Genomic DNA, 18,614 nt, shown 5'->3' on the forward strand with positions numbered 1-18,614 from the left:
CGGTTCAGGATGGAGACGTTATTATGTTACCTGTTTCTGACGACCCGAGTATCCACCGTGTCCCGATTCCTTGCCCTGTTTGTCGCTTTCATCGCTTTTTCGGCCCACGCCGACGTGCGCGTGCTGACCAGCATCAAGCCCCTGCAGCAGATTGCCGCCGCCGTTCAGGACGGTGTCGGCAGCCCTGACGTGCTGCTGCCGCCGGGCGCCTCCCCGCACAACTACGCGCTGCGCCCCTCCGACGTGCGCAAGGTCGCCGATGCCGACCTGCTGTACTGGATCGGCCCGGACATGGAAGGCTTCCTGCCCCGCGTGCTGAAGAGCCGCGCCAAGCCGACCGTGGCCGTGCAGTCGCTGTCGGGCCTGCAACTGCGTCACTTCGGCGAGGACAGCCACTCCCATGACGAGGAAGACCACGACGATCACGACCATGACCACCGTCCGGGCAGCCTCGATGCGCACCTGTGGCTGTCGTCGGTGAATGCCCGGGTGATCGCGACGAAGATGGCCGGTGACCTGGCGACAGCGGACCCGGCCAATGCGCCGCGCTATCAGGCCAACCTCAAGCTGTTCATCGAGCGCATGGATGCCCTGGATGGGCGGATCAAGCAGCGGGTGGCGGGGATCGCCGGCAAGCCGTACTTCGTGTTCCATGAAGCCTTCGATTACTTCGAGGCCGCCTATGGCCTGAAGCACGCCGGGGTGTTCAGTGTCGCCGCGGAAGTGCAGCCGGGCGCGCAACACGTCGCCGCGATGCGCAAGCGCCTGCAGGCGGTGGGCAAGACCTGTGTGTTCAGCGAGCCGCCGCTGCGCCCACGCCTGGCCGAGACGCTGACGGCCGGGTTGCCGGTGCGCCTGGCGGAGCTGGATGCGCTGGGTGGGAGCGATGCGGTGGATGCCAGGGGTTATGAGCGCTTGCTGGAGAAGCTGGGCAGCGACCTGGCCGGTTGCCTGGAACAGCTCTAACGCCTGGGCTGGCCCTTTCGCGGGTAAACCCGCTCCCACAGGCTTCGCGCCGAAGTTGAAGTCAGCGGGGTCCCTGTGGGAGCGGGTTTACCCGCGAAGAAGCGGACGCGGTTACAAGGCGAACGGCAGGCGCAATGCCACCTGCTGGCGCTGCGCCAGGCGCACTTCGAACTCGCTCGGGTCATGGATCATCACGTCCATCCCGGCGAACGCCTGCGCCGCGATCAGGCGCGACAGCCAGAAGCGCACGCAGGCCACCCGCAGCATCACCGGCCAAAGCTCGGCCTCGGCGGCAGCGAACGGCCGCAGCGCCGCATAGGCGCCCAACAGGGCCTGGGCGCGTGGCAGGTCGATGCCGCCCTGCTCGTCCAGGCACCAGTCGTTCACGGTGATGGCGATGTCGTACAGCATCGGCCCGGAACAGGCGTTGTAGAAGTCGATCAGCCCGGTCAGGTGGGTGCCTTCGAACATCACGTTGTCGCGGAACAGGTCGGCGTGCAGGTTGGCCTTGGGCAGGGCGAGGATCTGCGCCTTGTGCGCGGTGATTTCCGCCAGTGCCGGCTGCAACAGCCCTGTCTGTTCCCGGTTCAGGCCCGGCAGCAGCTGGGCGCCAGATTCCAGCATCCAGTCCAGGCCACGGTCGGTGCGGCGCTCGATGATGTGCTCGCGGGTGGCCAGGTGGATATGCGCCAACAGCTCGCCGACCTGGGCGCAGTGCTGGTTGTTCGGAGCCTTGATGTGCTTGCCCGAAAGCCGTGGCTGCAGAAGAGCCGGCTTGCCGCACAGTTCGCGCAGGCCGTTGCCGTCGCGGTCGCGCACGGCGTAGGGCACCGGCATGTCGGCAGCGTGCAGCACGTCGAGCAGTTCGATGAAGAACGGCATGTCTTCAGCCGGCCCGCGCTCGATCAGTGTGAGGACGAACTCCCCTTTTTCCAGGCTGACGAAGAAATTGCTGTTCTCGGTACCGGCGGCGATGCCCTGGAAGTCGAGCAGGCGACCCAGCTCGTACGGCGCCAGAAAGGTTTCCAGCTCAGGCCGGGACACAGGGGTGAAGACTGACATGTTGAAGAATTGCCCATGCGGGCACTTCCGCCGGAAGTGCCTGGTTGATAAGAACGATACGCGTTACTAGCTTACCACTCGAAGATCTTCCAGGACGGAATCAGCATGTCCGGCTGGTCGGAACGAATGAAATTGCCTTCGGAGCCATCGGCGCGTACCAGGAAATAAGGCTTGCCGTTCTTCGGCGTGACCTTGATCGCATACAGGAAGCCGTTTTGACGGTACTCCTGGATGGTCTTGTCGCCTTCCGTGCGAATGGTTACATCGGGATCGGCCGATGGGGCTTCGTCCGCCGCCAGGGTGACGACCGGCATGGTGGCCAGCAGACCGAGCAGTAACAGGCGAATGGGTGTGCGCATGATAACCTAGTCCTTTTGTCGTCATTGATCCGGCTATTCTAGCGCCGGACCCGTCGAAAAGGTTGATTCTCCTCATGAGCCAAGCGCCCCTCGTCCTGGTGGACGGTTCGTCCTACCTCTACCGCGCGTTCCACGCGCTGCCGCCGCTGACCACCTCCAAGGGCCTGCCCACCGGCGCGGTCAAGGGCGTGCTGAACATGCTCAAGAGCCTGCGCAAGCAGTACCCGGACAGCCTGTTCGCGGTGGTTTTCGACGCCAAGGGCGGGACCTTCCGCGACGCCATGTTCGCCGAGTACAAGGCTAACCGCCCGAGCATGCCCGACGACCTGCGGGTGCAGGTCGAGCCGCTGCACGCCAGCGTCCGCGCCCTCGGCTACCCGCTGCTGTGCGTCGAAGGCGTGGAGGCCGACGACGTCATCGGCACCCTGGCGCGCAGCAGCGCCGCCGCCGGCCGCCCGGTGATCATCTCGACCGGCGACAAGGACATGGCCCAGTTGGTGGACGGTCACGTCACCCTGGTCAACACCATGACCGGCAGCGTGCTGGACATCGCCGGCGTGCACGAGAAGTTCGGCGTAGGTCCCGAGCACATCATCGACTTCCTCGCCCTGATGGGCGACAAGGTCGACAACATCCCCGGCGTGCCGGGCGTTGGCGAGAAGACCGCGGTCGGCCTGCTGACCGGTATCGGCGGCGGCCTGCGCGACCTGTACGACAACCTCGACAAGGTGCCGGCCCTGGCCATCCGTGGCGCCAAGACCCTGCCGGCCAAGCTCGAGGAGCACCGCGACGCGGCCTTCCTGTCCTACGAGCTGGCGACCATCAAGTGCGATGTCGAGCTGGATGTCGAAGTGGACGCCCTGGTCTGCGGCGAGCCGGACCGCGAGGCGCTGCTGGCGCTGTACACCGAGATGGAGTTCAAGAGCTGGGTGGCCGAAGTCCAGCGCAGCGCGCCCCAGGCCGGTGACAGCGTTGCTGCCGACGTTGAGCCTGTGGCCGAGAAGGTCGAGCCGAAGTACGAGACCATCCTCGACCAGGCGCGTTTCGACGCCTGGCTTGAGAAGCTGCGCCAGGCGCCGCTGTTCGCCTTCGACACCGAGACCACCGGCCTCGACGCGCAGCAGGCGCAACTGGTCGGCCTGTCGTTCGCCGTCGAGCCCCACGAGGCCGCCTACGTGCCGCTGGCCCACGATTACGAAGGCGCCCCCGCCCAGCTCGACCGTGACGCCGTGCTGCTGGCCCTCAAGCCCCTGCTGGAAGACCCGGCCAAGGGCAAGATCGGCCAGAACGCCAAGTACGACATCAACATCCTGGCCAACGGCAGCCCGGCCATCCTGATGCGCGGCGTGGCCTACGACACCATGCTCGAGTCCTACGTGTTCAACTCCACCGCCACTCGCCACGACATGGACAGCCTGGCGCAGAAGTACCTGGACCACTCCACCATCGCCTTCGAGGATATCGCCGGCAAGGGCGCCAAACAGCTGACCTTCAACCAGATTCATCTGGACAAGGCCGGCCCCTATGCCGCCGAGGACGCCGACATCACCCTGCGCCTGCACCACGCGCTGCAGGCGCGCCTGGCCGAGACACCCAGCGTGCAGCCGGTGTTGATGGACATCGAGATGCCGCTGGTACCGGTGCTGGCCCGCATCGAGCGCCAGGGCGCACTGGTGGATGCCGCGCTGCTCAAGGTGCAGAGCGGCGAGCTGGGAACAAAGATGGTCGAGCTGGAACGCGAGGCGTTCGAGCTGGCGGGCGAGACGTTCAACCTGGGCTCGCCCAAGCAGCTGGGGGGGATCCTCTACGACAAGCTGGGCATGCCGGTGCTGAGCAAGACCGCCAAGGGCCAGCCGTCCACCGCCGAGGCGGTGCTCGATGAGCTGGCCGAGCAAGGCTACCCGCTGCCCAAGGTGCTGATGCAGTACCGCAGCCTGAGCAAGCTCAAGAACACCTACACCGACAAGCTGCCCGAGCAGATCAACCCGCGCACCGGACGCATCCACACCTCCTACCAGCAGGCCGTGGCCGCCACCGGGCGCCTGTCGTCCAACGACCCGAACCTGCAGAACATCCCGATCCGTACCGCCGAAGGTCGGCGCATTCGCCAGGCTTTCGTCGCCAGCCCCGGCTACCGCCTGCTGGCGGCGGACTACTCGCAGATCGAGTTGCGCATCATGGCCCACCTGGCCAAGGACGAAGGCCTGCTGCATGCCTTCCGCAATGACCTGGATGTGCACCGCGCCACCGCCGCCGAAGTGTTCGGCGTCGCCCTCGAGTATGTCACCAACGACCAGCGCCGCAGCGCCAAGGCGATCAACTTCGGCCTGATCTACGGCATGAGCGCGTTCGGCCTGGCCAAGCAGATCGGCGTCGACCGCAAGCAGTCCCAGGACTACATCGACCGCTACTTCGCCCGTTACCCCGGCGTGCTGGCCTACATGGAGCGCACCCGCGCCCAGGCCGCCGAGCAGGGCTTCGTCGAAACCCTGTTCGGCCGTCGCCTGTACCTGCCGGACATCAACGCCAAGAACCCGGCCCTGCGCAAAGGCGCCGAGCGCACCGCGATCAACGCCCCGATGCAGGGGACCGCGGCGGACATCATCAAGCGCGCCATGGTGGCGGTGGACAACTGGCTGGCCGACAGCAAGCTGGATGCGCGCGTTATCCTGCAGGTGCACGACGAACTGGTGCTCGAGGTGCGCGAGGACCTGGTCGAGCAGGTGAAAGATGAAATTCGTGGCTACATGAGCGGTGCCGCGGAACTCGACGTGCCGCTGCTGGTGGAAGTAGGCGTTGGCGCGAATTGGGACGAAGCTCACTAAACGCTGCGTGAAAGCTGTGTAGGATCTGCGGCGTAGTGTCGCGGATCCGGTGCTGGCCTCGGGCCTTAGATCGGGAGTTTCATGAAACTATCGCAAATAGTTTCGAGGGGCTTGGAACTAAACCGGTGAACCGCCACTCAGAGGTACTGAATGGCTGGTGAAGCCTTTCGATGCTCCTATGTTGTGTTAAGTGTTGGCAGATATCTGGACCCCGCCCTAGCGGTCCGGACTTGGACCCCGAACTTCCCCCTCCCCATACGAAGTCCGGGGTTTTTTTTGCCCGGAATTCGGCGTTTGGGCTGGATGCAGACCCTGTGGGAGCGGGTTTACCCGCGAATGCGGCGGTGAATCCGGCATCGCATTCGCGGGTAAACCCGCTCCCACAGAAGTTGTACCAGCCTTCAAGCCACCGGCTTGTCTTCCAGCTCCATCCAGTCCGCCAGCACCCCGTAGGCCTCCTCCAGCCCCAGGCGCTTGGGCGCCGAGAACAGCTGGATGGTCGCCGCATCGCCCCAGCCCTTGCGGATTTCCGCCTGCACCTTGAGCAGGGTGTTCTTGCCGGCGCCGTGGGTGAGCTTGTCGGCCTTGGTCAGCAGGATGTGCATGGGCATGCCGCTGGCCTTGGCCCAGTCGAGCATCATCTTGTCGAAGTCGGTCATCGGGTGGCGGGTGTCCATCATCAGGATCACTCCGCGCAGGCACTCGCGGCTGCCCAGGTAGGCTTCCAGGTGTTTCTGCCAGTGCTGCTTGAGCGGGATCGGCACTTTTGCATAACCGTAGCCCGGCAGGTCGACCAAACGCCGTTCATCGTCCAGACTGAAGAAATTCAGCAGCTGGGTGCGCCCGGGGGTCTTCGAGGTGCGCGCCAGGCTGGCATGGGTCAGGGTGTTGAGGGCGCTGGATTTACCGGCGTTGGAACGGCCGGCGAAAGCCACCTCGTAACCCTGGTCTTCGGGGCATTGTTCGACCTTGGCGGCGCTGAGGGCGAATTTGGCTTTCTGGCAGAGGCCGAGGATGGGGTTCTTGACTTGCATGGGATTTCCGATGTGGGTGTTGCCCAGCGCTGGAGGCGTAGGACCAGGCCTGGCAAGCGGTGTCGTTTCCGTTTGGCTGGCGGAAGTATATAATGCCCCAGTTTTTGTGTGCTCATTCGCCCAGCGAAGGCAATTGAGCATGGGGTGTCGAACAATAGCTCGCGCAACAGAACGCAGCGCGGCCCCCAACCCTGTCAGGTCGTTTCGCATGGCGAAATGGCTGCTTGCTGTCGGTATGTTCCTGCCGTTTTTCAGCGCACAGGCTACACAGGATCCCGAGGCGTTGTACAACCGCACGTGCGCGGCCTGTCACGCCGGACAACTGCCCCAGGCACCCAAGAGCGGTGACCGGGCGGCCTGGGAGCCAAGGCTGGCGCGAGGCATGGAGCAACTGGTGGTACATGTTACACAGGGTTTCAAGGCTATGCCGCCGCGTGGATTGTGCATGGACTGCAGTGCCGAGGACTACCGTTTGGTCATCCTTTGGATGAGCGGCAGTCCCGATACATAACATTTCACCCTTAGCCGTGTTGGATTAGCTGATGAACAAACTATTCGTGAGTCTGCTGTTGACCATGGGGGTCGCAGGTGCGGCAACTGCTGCGGGGCCCATCAAAGGCGATGCTGCTGCCGGTCAGGCCAAAACAGCTGTCTGTGGGGCTTGCCACAACCCTGACGGCAACAGCCTGGCACCGAACTTCCCGAAACTCGCCGGCCAAGGCGAGCCCTACCTGAACAAGCAACTGCATGACATCAAGGACGGCAAGCGTACCGTGCTGGAGATGACCGGCATGCTGGCCAACTTCAATGACCAGGACCTGGCCGACATCGCCGCCTACTTCGCCAGCCAGAAAGGCAGCGTTGGCGCCGCCGACCCGAAACTGGTCGAGCGCGGCCGTGCCCTGTTCAATGGCGGCGACCTCGAGAAAGGCATGCCTGCCTGCACCGGTTGCCACTCGCCCAACGGCGCGGGCATCGCCCTGGCGAAATTCCCGCACCTGAGCGGCCAGCACGCGCAGTACGTCGGCAAGCAGCTGACCGACTTCCGCGAAGGCAACCGCACCAACGACGGCGACGCCATGACCATGCGCACCATCGCCGGCAAGCTGAGCAACAAGGACATCGAAGCGCTGTCCAGCTACATCCAGGGCCTGCACTGATCCAGTTGCCTTAGTGAGGGCAACTGCCCTCCAGGGTGTTCGGGATTCACCCTTGCCCTGGTAGGAGCGGTCTTGTGCCGCGAAAGGGCCGCAAAGCGGCCCCGGCGATCGTTGCTCAATGCTGAATATTGGGCTGCTATGCAGCCCTTTCGCGGCACAAGGCCGCTCCTACAGGAATCGCTCAAGGCTTGAGTTTGGTCCGGTCGGGTGGGCGTGAGCCCCGCGTTAACACTCGGTTAATGCATCAGCGCTAAAGATGAAAAGGGCAGCCAAGGCTGCCCTTTTTTCTGTCCATAGCCGTTACACTACAGAACTCGAGCCCTTCCCGACCTGTCATACGCAGGTCGTGTCGAGGCGACCAAAGACTGCTCAGGAGTAAAGCATGCGTAAACTGATTCTCAGCGCCGCGCTGGTCGCCGCCAGCGTATTCGGTATGGCCGCCGTGCAGGCCGCGGAGCCTGCAACCGCTGGCAAGGAATATATCGAGCTGAGCAACCCCGTTCAGGTGTCGGTGCCTGGCAAGATCGAAGTCGTCGAGCTGTTCTGGTACGGCTGCCCGCACTGTTACCACTTCGAACCGGTCATCAACCCCTGGGCTGAAAAACTGCCGAAGGACGTCAACTTCAAACGCATCCCGGCCATGTTCGGCGGCCCATGGGATGCCCATGGCCAGATGTTCCTGACCCTCGAAGCCATGGGCGTGGAGCACAAGGTTCACGCCGCGGTATTCGACGCCATCCAGAATCAGCGCAAGCGCCTGACCGACCCGAACGACATGGCCGACTTCCTGGCCACCCAGGGCGTGGACAAGGACAAGTTCCTGGCCACCTTCAACTCCTTTGCCATCAAGGGCCAGGTCAACCAGGCCAAGGAGCTGGCCAAGAAGTACGAAATCACCGGCGTGCCGAGCATGGTCGTCAACGGCAAGTACCGCTTCGACCTGGGCACTGCCGGTGGTCCGGAAGGCGTGCTGAACGTCGCCGACCAACTGATCGCCAAGGAGCGCGCCGCTAAGTAAGCGGCGACCGCCATGCGCTTGCGTGCCACGCGAGGCATTGGCCTGCCCCAGCCGCAGGTCAACGAGCATCACCTGCGGGCCACCGGCCTGCCGGAAGATGGTCGCCTGCGGCTGCTCAGTTTCAATATCCAGGTCGGCATCAGCAGCGAGCGTTACCGGCACTATGTCACCCGCAGCTGGCAGCACCTGCTGCCGCACAACGGGCGCGCCGGCAACCTGCAGAAGATCGGCGAACTGCTTGGCGACTTCGACCTGGTGGCCCTGCAGGAAGCCGACGGCGGCAGCCTGCGTTCCGGCTTCGTCAATCAGGTCGAGCACCTGGCCCATCTGGGCGCCTTCCCCTACTGGTACCAGCAGCTCAACCGCAACCTCGGGCGTTTCGCCCAGCACAGCAACGGCGTGCTCAGTCGCCTCAAGCCCCAGCACCTGGAAGACCACCCCCTGCCCGGCCCGTCCGGCCGAGGGGCGATCCTGGTGCGCTTCGGCGAAGGCGCGGACGCGCTGATCGTGGTGATGATGCACCTGGCCCTTGGCGCCAAGACTCGCGCCCGCCAGCTGGCCTACATCCGCGAGCTGATCGGTGGCTATCGCCACCAGATCCTCATGGGTGACATGAACACCCACGCCAACGACCTGATCGAGCACTCGCCACTGCGTGACCTGGGCCTGATCGCGCCCCAGGTCGAGGCCACCTTCCCCAGTTGGCGCCCCCAGCGTTGCCTGGACCATATCCTGCTCAGCCCGAGCCTGACACTCGAGCGAGTCGAGGTGTTGGCGCAGCCCATTTCCGACCACCTCCCGGTTGCCGTCGAGATCCGATTGCCTGATGCCCTGACTGTGGATACGCTGCCGGTCCTGAGTTAGTCCTGCCTGGGCGAATCCAGCACTCAAGTGTTGGGCTTTTCCGCCGAAATCCAGTGATTGCAGGACTAGATGCCACTACCCGTTGCGGATCCAGGCATGACCGAAGAAGCCGAGCGCTGGAAAGAAAAATACCTCAAGAGCATCGAGCAGCAGGAAAAGCTCGAGCGGCGCTGGGAAGCCCGTCTCGACCTGCTGCGCCGTGGCCTGGTGCGCAGCACCCTGGCGGCTGAAGGTAGCGACAAGACCGTTGACCAGTGCATGAAGGAAATGCGCGAGGTCATCCGCAGCGACAACATGGATGCCGGCCTCGCCGGGCTGATTCCACGCCTGGAAAAAGCCGTGCTCGACTCCGAGCAGCGCCGTGAGACCCGCATGAACCAGGTCAGCGAGGCGCTGACTGCACTGGTTACCCAGCTGCAGACCCTGCCGCTGCCGGGCGAGGTGTCGCGGCCGCTGAAAAAACTGGCGAAGAAGCTCGACGGTGGGGTCAGCCAGTCCCGCGAACTGCCGCCCTTGCTGGGTGAGCTCAGCGGCTTGCAGGGGCGCGCCCTGAGCGCGGTGCAAAAGCCCGAGGACGAAGCCCGCCCGGGTTTCCTGCAACGCCTGTTCGGTGGCCGTGACGAGGCCCCGGGCGAGCTGGTGCCTGCGCCTGTGGCCGTCGAAATACCTGTGCCTGCGGCGCAGGAGTCTCCCGTCATCGCGCCTGAGGCGCAGGCCAGGGATGCCGATGAACTGCATGCTCTTGCACCTGTGCCGCCTGTCGCGCCTGAGCCTGCGCAGGAGCACACCGCGCCTGCCGAATTGCCCGAACCGGAACCCGAGCCGGAAATTGAACTGCCCGGTCCAGCGTTGGTTGAAACCACGCCAGTGCCCGTTGTCGAACCGAAAGCCGAACCTCAAGCAGAGGTGGAGCCCGTTGACGTAGCGGTTGCTGAGCCCGTGGCGCTTGTCGAGGACGTGCAACCCGTACCGGATGAGCTGGAACCTGCGGCAGATGAGGTTATCGGCGAAGACGGCCCTTATGCTCTCCCCGACGCGGTCGAGCCACCGTACAGCCAGGTTGCCGCCCATATCGAGCAGACCCTGATCGGCCTGCTCGATGACCTCAGCCTGCCGGAGCGCCACAAGGCCCAGGCCCTGGAGATGCGTGAGCGGGTTTCACGGGGGCTGAACTGGTACGAGCTGATCCCAGTCCTGGATGACCTGGCCGTGCTCATGCTGGCGATCACCGACAGTGGCCAGCACGAGTTCGAAGCCTACCTGCAACAGCTCAACGAGCGCCTGGAGACCTTCCAGAGCCATCTGCACGAAGCCAGCGCCGGCCATGCCGACAACAGCTCCGCCGCCCGCGAGCTGGACAGCCAGTTGCGCGAGCAGGTCGATGGCCTGCAAAGCAGCGTGCAGGGCGCCGTCGATGTCGACAGCCTCAAGCACATCCTGGAGAACCGTCTCGAGGGCCTGCTGGTGACCATGGACGATCACCAGCATGAGCGCGACCGCCGCGAGCACGAGCTGGCCAGCCGCCTGCAAGGCCTGGCCGAACGCGTGGCGAGCATGGAGCAGGAGGCCCTCGGTTACCGCGAGCACCTGGAGGAGCAGCGCCAGAAAGCCATGATTGATCCGCTTACCGGCCTGCCCAACCGTGCAGCCTGGAGTGAGCAGGTCGAACGCGAGGTACTCGACTGGCAGGAGAACGGCGGTCACCTGGCCATGGCCATCCTTGACCTCGACCATTTCAAGCGCATCAACGACGGCTATGGTCACCTGGCGGGCGACAAGGTGCTGAAGATCGTTGCCGAGCAGTTGCGCAAGCGCCTGCGCGGGCGCGACTTCATCGCCCGCTTCGGCGGCGAGGAGTTCGTCCTGCTGTTGCCGCAGACTTCACCGCCGGCAGCGGCGCAGGTGGCCGAAGCACTGCGTGCGGCCATCGAAGCCTGCCCGTTCCACTTCAAGGGCGAGCGGGTAGTCATCACCACTTCCATTGGCATCAGCGCCTTCCGCTCCGGCGAGCGCAGCGACCAGGTGCTCAAGCGCGCTGACGAGGCGTTGTATCGGGCCAAGGACAATGGCCGCAATCGGGTTGAGCAGGCATAAACAAGTACCGCTTCTCTGACTCCCGGACCGTTGAGACTACGGGTGAGCGCTGACTGTTCAGCGCCTCGCCAACAGACCGACGACTGGAGTTTGAAGAATGAAAATGACCCGATTGATCATGCCGCTGCTGCTGGGCCTGGTTTTCCAGACAAGTGCAATGGCCAAGGATCAGTTCTTTACCGCACGCGTGGGTGCCGATGGCACGGTGCTGCGTCAGTGGCCCCAATGGATCAGTGAGGTCGAGCGCCGGGCGCAGCCCAATTACTTCACCCAGTACACGCTCAAGTTCAATCCACGCATCATTCAGCAAGACCCAGGCTACTGCTCGGTGTCGCCAATCGATGCCAGCAGCCATGATCGGCAGATGCATGGTCAGGCCAAGGTTATTGGCAACCCGCAGGTCACGCATGCCACGGTGATGACGCAGTTGGTGGACATGAAAGGCGCCAGCGGCGACAACTCTCTGGAGTTTCTGGTCATGTGCATTCGCTGAGCGGATGCAACGCACTCTGACGCCAAGCGGTCAGCACGTTATACTATAGCGCTGTTGCCGCTTACCTGATGACGTATTCCCGCAATGAAAAGACTCTTCACTGCCCTGCTCCTGCTGGCCCTGACAGGTTGTTCCAGTGGCCTGCGCATCGACCGCAGCCATCCCTCGGCCAACCAGGACAGCCGTATCCAGTTCGTCGTGCTGCATTACACCAATGCCTCGCTGGAGCGTTCCCTTGCCCTGCTGACCCATGGCGAAGTCAGCAGCCACTACCTGATCGGTGACGGCCCGGCCACGGTGTATCAGCTGGTGGACGAGAACCGCCGCGCCTGGCACGCCGGGGACAGCCAGTGGCAGGGTCGCACCTGGCTCAATTCCAGCTCCATTGGCATCGAGATCGTCAACGAGGGGTATACCGACACGCCGACCGGGCGGGTCTGGCATCCGTACAGCGAAGCGCAGGTGCAGGCGCTGATCGCGCTGCTCAAGGATATCGTCAAGCGCAACAACATTGATCCGCGCCACATCATCGGCCACAGCGACATCGCGCCGTTGCGCAAGCTCGACCCGGGCCCACTGTTCCCCTGGAAGCGCCTGGCCGATGCCGGCCTGGGCATCTGGCCGGATGCCGCCTCGGTGGCACGGCAACAGGCCTATTTCGAGGTCAATCCGCCGAGTGTCACCTGGTACCAGCAGCAGCTGGCGCGCTTTGGCTACGCCATCGACCAGACTGGCGAGCTGGATGTTTCCACCCGGCATGTGATCGCCGCCTTCCAGATGCGTTTCCGCCCGCAGCGCTTTGACGGTGTGCCGGATGCGCAGACTGCGGCGATGTTGCAGGTGCTCAACCGCAAACGGTGAGACTGAGTAGCTTGACCCTGTAGGAGCGGCCTTGTGCCGCGAAATGGGCCGCAGCGCGGCCCCAGGATCTTGAACTTGACTCAAGATTGTCGGGGCTGCTGCGCAGCCCTTTCGCGGCGCAAGGCCGCTCCTACACAGGGGATGGATCAATCCTGATAATCCATATGCCCAGCGGCCGCGCCAAGCTCCGATTCAGTTGCTATACCTTTGGTATTCAACTGGATGCCACGCATGTTTGACCTCCTCGCTTCGGTGCGTCAATTTTTTCACCGACCCTGGCTGTTGGCCGCGCTCGCGGCGTTGGCCAGCGCCGTGCTGTTGCTGGCGATCAGCGTCAACGTCGCCTTGCAGCAGATGAAGCAGAGTGAAAGCGCGCAGATGAACGCCCAGGGCGAGCGTTTCCTGGAGCGCCTGGAGCAGGTGTTCGGTCAGTTGCGCGAGGGCGTGGACCAGCTTCAGGCGCAACCCCTGCGTGGCTGTGACCCGCAGATGCTGGCGCAACTGCAGCAGGTGGCGCTGAAGTCGCGGTTCATCTACGAGGCGTCCTATGTGGAAGGCTCGCTGGCCTGTTCGAACCGCGGCGGCCAGCGGACTATCGAACCTTTGCGCAGCCCTGATATCCAGGGCCCGACCTACAGCTACTGGCTCAACACCACCACCGAGCCCAACGAGAACCTCGCGGCGCTGATGCTGGGCCGGGGCCGCTTCGTGGTGTCGACCTCCCGTGGCCATCTCACCGACGTGGTCGACCTGCCCCCGGGCGGCAGCCTGCTGGTGGTGCTGGACCGGGGCACGCGGGCCATTCCGGTGCTGGGGCCGGCGCAACCCTGGCCACCGATCGCCGATTGGCCGCCGCCGCAGGGCAAGTCGCTGATCGAACTGCCCGACCGCCTGGTCTATCGCATGTCCACCAAGTCGCCGGACTACCAGCTGGTGCTGATCGCCCCTCGTGCCAGCCTGCCCCTGAAGCTCAACGGCCTGCTCTGGTTGCTGTTCCCCGGCAGCCTGGTGCTGGCGGCGTGCATCGGCTGGCTGGTGCTGCAACTGATCCTGCAGCGCCGCTCGATGAGCTCGGAGCTGCAGCAGGCCTTGCGCCGGGGCGAACTGCAGGTGCTGTACCAGCCGATCTTCGAGCTGGACAGCCGCCGCTGCGTCGGGGCCGAGGCGCTGGTGCGCTGGCGCCGCCCGGACGGCAGCCTGACCAGCCCGGAGCTGTTCATTCCCCTGGCGGAGAACACCGGGCAGATTCGCCAGATAACCGATTTCGTCCTGCAGCGGGTGCTCGAGCAACTGGGGCAGTTGCTGCGGGCCAACCGCCAGCTGTACATCTCGGTTAACCTGGCGGCCTGCGATGTCATGGCGCCGCGTATCGGCCGGGTGGCGGCGCGGCTGTTGGCCCATCATCGGGTGGCGCCCCGGCAGATTGCCTTCGAGGTGACCGAACGCGGGCTGATCGACGTGGTGGTGGCGCGGGACAACCTGCAGGCCCTGCGCGACGTGGGGCACCAGGTGTTGATCGATGACTTCGGCACCGGTTATTGCAGCCTGGCGTACTTGCAGACATTGCCCGTGGACTGCCTGAAGATCGACAAGTCGTTCATCGACGCCCTCGGCCATGACGCCGCCAGCAGCGGCGTGGCGCCGCACATCATCCGCATGGCCCACGACCTGCACCTGCGGGTGATCGCCGAGGGCATCGAGTCCGAGGACCAGGCGGTGCTGCTCAACAGCGAGGGGGTCAACTATGGCCAGGGCTGGTTGTTCGCCCATCCGTTGAACGCGCGCCAGTTTGCCGAGCTGATTACCCGGGGGCGGCGGGTGGCGGGGCGGCGGATCGATGATGAGCCTTGAGGCTGGACTGCCTGCGCCAGCCTCATCGCTGCGCAAGCCCAACACACAGCTCAGTGATTTAGCTTGCCCCTGTGAGAGCAACTGTCTTGCTCAACTTTTAGAATCTGGCGCGATCCCTGTGGGAGCGGGTTTACCCGCGAAGAATCCAGCGCGGTGCCTGGCACCGGCTTCGCCGGTGTTCGCGGCGGTGCGGCGGTCCGATAAACCCGCTCCCACCGAAAATGTCTGTCAGACCGGTAAGGCCATATAGAACTGCGTGCCCTGCCCTGGCCGTGAGAACACCCCCATCCGCCCGCCATGCAGCTGGACGATCTCCTTGCACAGCGCCAGGCCCAGGCCGGCCCCGCCCTTTTTGCGCCCGACCTGCACGAACGGCTCGAAGATCCGCCCTTGCTGGCCGTAGGCGATACCTTCGCCATTGTCCTCGACGCTGATGATCACCCGCTCTGCGTGGCGCCGCGCGTGCAGGCGGATGCGCCCGCCGCTGCCGGTGTGGCGGATGGCGTTGTGCAGCAGGTTGTCGAGCACCCGGTCGAGTTGCGCGACGTCGGCCTGGATACGCGGCAGCGGCGGTTCCAGCTCGCGTACCAGCTCGATCTGCTTGCCCGAAGCCTGTTCGGCAAAGCGTGCCTGGGCGCGCTCGAACAGTTCGTCGAGGGCACAGGGGGCCAGCTCCAGCTTCTGCAGGCCGCTTTGATAGCGGGAGAAGTTGAGCAGGTCGTTGATCAGTTGGGTGAGGCGCTGCATCTCCTCGGCGATGGTCTCGAGCAGGTCGTTTTCCCGCGCCTCGGGCGGGAAACTGACCCGCTCGCGCAGCAGGCCGAACGCCATGTGCATGCCGGTGACCGGCGTGCGCAGTTCGTGGGAGGCGCGCAGCACGAATTCGCTGCGTACCCGCTCGAAGGCACGCTGTTCGGTGACATCGTGCAGCACCATCACCGCGCCGAGGATCGGTCCCTCGGGGTGGCTGACCGGGGTCAGGCTGTAGGTCAGCAGGCGGGTTTCCTCATCCACCTCCAGGCTCAGGTCGTCCGGCGGGCGGTCCAGGCTGCCGCCGCGCAGCACCTGGCGTAGCTGCTTCTCCAGCTCCGGGCGCTGCAGGGCCTCGGCCAGGCTTGCGCCGAGCCGGCTCGGGTCCCAGCCGAGCTGGCGCTGGGCCACCGGGTTGAGGTGTTCCAGGCGGCCCTGGCGATCGATGATCAGCAGGCCGTCGTCGATGCTGTCGAGCACTGCCTGCAGGCGCTGCTGGCCGGCCTGCAGTTCGTCGATGTTGGTGGCCTGGTGCTTGCGCAGGGCATCGGCCATCAGGCCGAAGCGACGGGTCAGCTGGTTGAGCTCGGTGGCCTGGGTCACCGGCAGGGTGACGTCGAAATTGCCCTGGCCGACCTGGTCGGCGGCCTTGGCCAGCGCCTCGATCGGCTGGCCGAAGCGGCGGGCGATGTTGTGCGCGGTGATGAACCCGAGCACCAGCACGGTGAGGCCCATCAGCCCCAGCAAGCCGCTGATCAGCAGGGCGCGGTCGCGTGCTTTCTCCTCGCTGCGGGCGATGTGCTCCAGGGCCTGGCGGTGAGAGTCCAGCAGGTCGGTACGGACCTGGTTGAAGGTGGCGCCGAGGGGTTGGTCCACGCCCATGCTGCGGGCGGGTGCGGGGCTCTGCCGGTAGGCCTGGACGAACGCCTGGTAGTTACTGGCGGCCTTGCTGAAGCCGGTGCGCTCGCCGCCTTGCTCCAGCCCTTGCTTGAGCAGCGTCTGGAACTGCTCCTGCAAGGTCACCAGGCTGGTCGGAACGGTGTCCTCGTCGAGGATCAGGTTCAGTTGCTCACCCAGGTTCTGCCGCAGCTTCAGGCCCAGCTCCAGGGTGTGGGTGGTGTCCTGCACCACGCGCTGCTGCAGGGCTGCCATCTGCAGCACGCTGAACAGCCCCAGCATCAGCCCCAGCAGGGCTACCGTGACCAGCGCCGAAATGCTGAGGAACAGCCGCGTGCGCAGCTTCATCGGCCATTTCATAGGTTGTACTGCTTGCGCTTGCGGTACAGGGTGGAGGCGTCGATGCCGAGGGTCTTGGCCGCCTGGTCGAGGGTGTCGCTGGTGGCCAGCACCGCGCCGATATGGGCGCGTTCCAGTTCATCCAGGCTCAGCGCCGCGCCGACCCTGGGTGCGTTGCTGACGGACTGCTCGGCCATGCCCAGGTGGCTGATCTCCACCCATTCCTGTGGGCAGATGATGCTGGCCCGTTCGATCACGTTGCGCAGTTCGCGGATATTGCCCGGCCAGCGGTAGTTGAGCAGCGCGGCCCGGGCTTCGTCGCTGAAGCCGCGGGCCGGGCGCGAGTATTCCTTGACGAAGCGGGCCAGGAAACGGTCGGCCAGGGTCAGGATGTCCTCGCTGCGCTCGCGCAGCGGCGGCAGGTGCAGGGTGATGACGTTCAACCGGTACAGCAGGTCTTCACGGAAGCGGTTCTCGCGGACCATCTCGTCGAGATTGAGGTTGGTGGCCGCCAGGATTCGCACGTCCGCCCGACGGGTGACCGGATCGCCGACCCGCTCGTATTCCTTGTCCTGGATGAAACGCAGCAGTTTCGGTTGCAGCGTGAGGGGAAAATCGCCGATTTCGTCGAGAAACAGCGTGCCACCATCGGCCTGGCTGACCCGCCCCAGGGTGCTCTCGCTGGCACCGGTGAAGGCACCACGGGTGTGGCCGAACAGCTCGCTCTCCATCAGCTCGGCATTCAGCGAGGGGCAGTTGATGGTCACGCAGGCCTTGCGCGCCCGCTTGCTCCAGCCATGGATGGCACGGGCCAGCTCGCCCTTGCCGGTGCCCGACTCGCCGAGGATGAGGATGTTGGCGTCGGTGGTCGCCACCTGGCGCGCGGTTTCCAGTACCGCCATCATCGCCGGGCTGTGGGAGTCCAGGCCGTCCTTGGGTTTGCGTACCTCGCCTTCCAGGGCTTCCAGGCGCGCCGACAGTTGTCGCACCTCCAGCTGCTTGGCGGTGGCCAGGCGCAGCTGGTCGGGGCTGCAGGGCTTGACCAGGTAGTCGGCGGCGCCGGCCTGGATGGCATCCACCGCGGTGTCGATGGCCGAGTGGGCGGTGACGATCACCACCCGCATCCAAGGTGCCTGGATGCGCATCTGCGCCAGCACGTCCAGGCCGTTGTCCTCGCCCAGGCGCAGGTCGAGGAAACACAGGTCGAACACCTGGCGCTGCAACAGGGCCTCGGCCTGGGCGGCGCTGTTGGCGGTCGCCACGCTGTAGCCCTCGTCCTCGAGGCAATAGCGGAAGGTACGCAGGATGGCGGACTCATCGTCCACCAGCAGAATGCGGCCTTGGTTGTCCTGGGCTGATTCCATTTCCTGCGCTCCTTTGGGATTGATCTCAATTAGTGTCGGAAAAATCGGGCAAGTTGCATGGTCGATTCTGATTGATTCCACTCCATGCATGCTAGCCGCATGCCTTCATGATGGCTAAGCGGCTGATAAATATGAAGTTGATAACGGGCAATCGGCTGCTAGCCCGATCTGAGGGCCTGGAGTGGAGGCATCGCTATGAACTGGCCGAAGGCCGAGTCGTGCAAAACGCACGGCCCGATTGCGGTGCATCGTGCAGGATACGTCCCTCATCAAGTTGGGTGAATTTCATATCTTCCTGATTTAAAAGGATTTTTTGTTGTGCGTTAAGGCTGGCATGCAGGCTGCAATGACCTTTGCAGAAAGGATAACAAGCACAGCAGGAGGAGCCGGCATGAATCGCCCCCAAGACAATCGTACGCAGAGCGCTGTAGTCCCCCTGCACCAGCTGTTGTTCCTCGGCATGGCCCTGCTGCTCACCTTGGCGGCAGGCCTGTTCTACCACAGCTGGCAGACCGCCCGGCTGGCCGAGCAGGTGGCGGTGCAGACCGCGCTGTTGACGCAAATGCGGGCCACCCATGCCACCACCCTGGTCAAGGCCGCCGAGCCGCTGCCCAGTGCCGACACCGCGCCTGCCGTGCTCGAGCGCGTCCAGCCCGAGGAGCGTTGGGTGTTCTGAC

16 protein-coding genes are annotated in these 18,614 nt (G+C 64.6%); 11 read left to right on the plus strand and 5 right to left on the minus strand.

Annotation, left to right across the window (positions count from 1 at the left end; genetic code table 11):
- Positions 1 to 9: 9 nt before the first annotated feature.
- A complete protein-coding gene (locus AC0MAZ_RS03780; protein WP_475860233.1) occupies positions 10 to 966 on the plus strand; it encodes a zinc ABC transporter substrate-binding protein in 957 nt (318 codons plus the stop codon).
- A 111-nt stretch (positions 967 to 1,077) separates the two neighbouring features.
- Here the strand turns inward: AC0MAZ_RS03780 and AC0MAZ_RS03785 are convergent, their stop codons facing one another.
- Both AC0MAZ_RS03785 and AC0MAZ_RS03790 read right to left on the minus strand, forming a co-directional pair.
- Positions 1,078 to 2,028, minus strand: coding sequence for a homoserine kinase (locus AC0MAZ_RS03785; protein WP_475860235.1), 951 nt, complete (start codon positions 2,026 to 2,028; stop codon positions 1,078 to 1,080).
- 71 nt (positions 2,029 to 2,099) lie between these two features.
- Complete coding sequence (locus tag AC0MAZ_RS03790; RefSeq protein WP_050703199.1) at positions 2,100 to 2,387, minus strand: DUF2782 domain-containing protein; 288 nt, start codon at positions 2,385 to 2,387, stop codon at positions 2,100 to 2,102.
- 74 nt (positions 2,388 to 2,461) lie between these two features.
- On the opposite strand from AC0MAZ_RS03790, the gene polA reads away from it, so the two are divergent.
- The gene (gene polA / locus AC0MAZ_RS03795) at positions 2,462 to 5,212 is read left to right on the plus strand and encodes a DNA polymerase I (RefSeq protein ID WP_475860237.1); all 2,751 of its coding nucleotides are present in this window, start codon (positions 2,462 to 2,464) and stop codon (positions 5,210 to 5,212) included.
- 401 nt (positions 5,213 to 5,613) lie between these two features.
- On the opposite strand, the gene yihA is transcribed toward polA, so the two are convergent.
- Positions 5,614 to 6,246, minus strand: a complete 633-nt coding sequence (gene yihA, locus AC0MAZ_RS03800) for a ribosome biogenesis GTP-binding protein YihA/YsxC (RefSeq protein WP_203649117.1) — start codon at positions 6,244 to 6,246, stop codon at positions 5,614 to 5,616.
- Between the two features lie 208 nt (positions 6,247 to 6,454).
- On the opposite strand from yihA, the gene AC0MAZ_RS03805 reads away from it, so the two are divergent.
- From AC0MAZ_RS03805 to AC0MAZ_RS03840, 8 genes are all read left to right on the plus strand, one after another.
- Positions 6,455 to 6,757 (plus strand): c-type cytochrome, encoded by a 303-nt coding sequence (locus tag AC0MAZ_RS03805; protein WP_050703202.1) that lies wholly within the window; start codon positions 6,455 to 6,457, stop codon positions 6,755 to 6,757.
- 31 nt (positions 6,758 to 6,788) lie between these two features.
- On the plus strand, positions 6,789 to 7,406 hold the full coding sequence (locus AC0MAZ_RS03810) for a c-type cytochrome (RefSeq protein WP_475860240.1): 618 nt from the start codon (positions 6,789 to 6,791) through the stop codon (positions 7,404 to 7,406).
- Positions 7,407 to 7,788: 382 nt separating this feature from the next.
- Entirely contained in the window at positions 7,789 to 8,424 is a 636-nt protein-coding gene (gene dsbA / locus AC0MAZ_RS03815) for a thiol:disulfide interchange protein DsbA (RefSeq protein WP_023629400.1), read from the plus strand.
- A 12-nt stretch (positions 8,425 to 8,436) separates the two neighbouring features.
- A complete protein-coding gene (locus AC0MAZ_RS03820) occupies positions 8,437 to 9,288 on the plus strand; it encodes an endonuclease/exonuclease/phosphatase family protein (RefSeq protein ID WP_475860242.1) in 852 nt (283 codons plus the stop codon).
- A gap of 96 nt (positions 9,289 to 9,384) precedes the next feature.
- Complete coding sequence (locus tag AC0MAZ_RS03825; protein ID WP_475860244.1) at positions 9,385 to 11,382, plus strand: GGDEF domain-containing protein; 1,998 nt, start codon at positions 9,385 to 9,387, stop codon at positions 11,380 to 11,382.
- Positions 11,383 to 11,479: 97 nt separating this feature from the next.
- The gene (locus AC0MAZ_RS03830) at positions 11,480 to 11,875 is read left to right on the plus strand and encodes a hypothetical protein (RefSeq protein ID WP_254463868.1); all 396 of its coding nucleotides are present in this window, start codon (positions 11,480 to 11,482) and stop codon (positions 11,873 to 11,875) included.
- Between the two features lie 84 nt (positions 11,876 to 11,959).
- Entirely contained in the window at positions 11,960 to 12,736 is a 777-nt protein-coding gene (locus tag AC0MAZ_RS03835) for an N-acetylmuramoyl-L-alanine amidase (RefSeq protein WP_232855476.1), read from the plus strand.
- A 231-nt stretch (positions 12,737 to 12,967) separates the two neighbouring features.
- Positions 12,968 to 14,587: an EAL domain-containing protein gene (locus AC0MAZ_RS03840; RefSeq protein ID WP_232855477.1), complete on the plus strand. Its 1,620-nt coding sequence runs from the start codon at positions 12,968 to 12,970 to the stop codon at positions 14,585 to 14,587.
- 228 nt (positions 14,588 to 14,815) lie between these two features.
- On the opposite strand, the gene AC0MAZ_RS03845 is transcribed toward AC0MAZ_RS03840, so the two are convergent.
- Both AC0MAZ_RS03845 and algB read right to left on the minus strand, forming a co-directional pair.
- Entirely contained in the window at positions 14,816 to 16,594 is a 1,779-nt protein-coding gene (locus tag AC0MAZ_RS03845; RefSeq protein ID WP_475860247.1) for a KinB sensor domain-containing domain, read from the minus strand.
- Positions 16,591 to 17,937: a sigma-54-dependent response regulator transcription factor AlgB gene (algB, locus tag AC0MAZ_RS03850; protein ID WP_475860248.1), complete on the minus strand. Its 1,347-nt coding sequence runs from the start codon at positions 17,935 to 17,937 to the stop codon at positions 16,591 to 16,593. The genes AC0MAZ_RS03845 and algB overlap by 4 nt, the downstream gene beginning before the upstream one ends.
- A gap of 391 nt (positions 17,938 to 18,328) precedes the next feature.
- Between algB and AC0MAZ_RS03855 the strand changes: the two genes are divergently transcribed.
- Entirely contained in the window at positions 18,329 to 18,613 is a 285-nt protein-coding gene (locus AC0MAZ_RS03855) for a hypothetical protein (protein ID WP_186712192.1), read from the plus strand.
- Position 18,614 lies beyond the last annotated feature (1 nt).

It is taken from the genome of Pseudomonas sp. A (assembly GCF_056270345.1).